Source organism: Flavobacterium nitrogenifigens (assembly GCF_003254565.1).
Taxonomy (GTDB): Bacteria; Bacteroidota; Bacteroidia; order Flavobacteriales; family Flavobacteriaceae; genus Flavobacterium; species Flavobacterium nitrogenifigens.
In genome coordinates, this window is sequence record NZ_QJRI01000082.1 from 1 (window position 1) to 397 (window position 397).

Here is a 397-nt window from a genome sequence, read left to right on the forward strand (position 1 = left end):
AGTGTCAGATGTGTTACCGCAGTCGTCTTTTACGGTCCAAGTGTTGGTGTATGTTCCAGCGTTTCCACATCCTTCAGAAGCAACAAACTGTCCGCTTACTTTTGTGATGTTTAGAACATCAGAGTCGCATAGGTCGGAAGCTGTCGGAATCTGAGCCTGTGCTGTAGCAAGGCCAACCGCATCGCTGCATTCCAAGGTTACGTTTAGAGAACCAGCTTGTGTTGTCCAAGTAGGAGCAGTAGTATCCTGAATGGTAATCACTTGAGTGAAAGCGTCGGAAGTATTGCCGCAGTCGTCTTTAACGGTCCAAGTGTTAGTGTAAGTTCCTGCATTTCCGCATCCTTCAGAAGCCACAAACTGTCCGCTTACTTTAGTGATGTTTAGAACATCCGCATCG

1 protein-coding gene is annotated in these 397 nt (G+C 47.1%); it reads right to left on the minus strand.

From position 1 onward, the window contains the following. Positions 1–397, minus strand: a 397-nt coding sequence (locus tag DM397_RS00350; RefSeq protein WP_162615425.1) for a hypothetical protein, incomplete at both ends; no start/stop codon positions are given.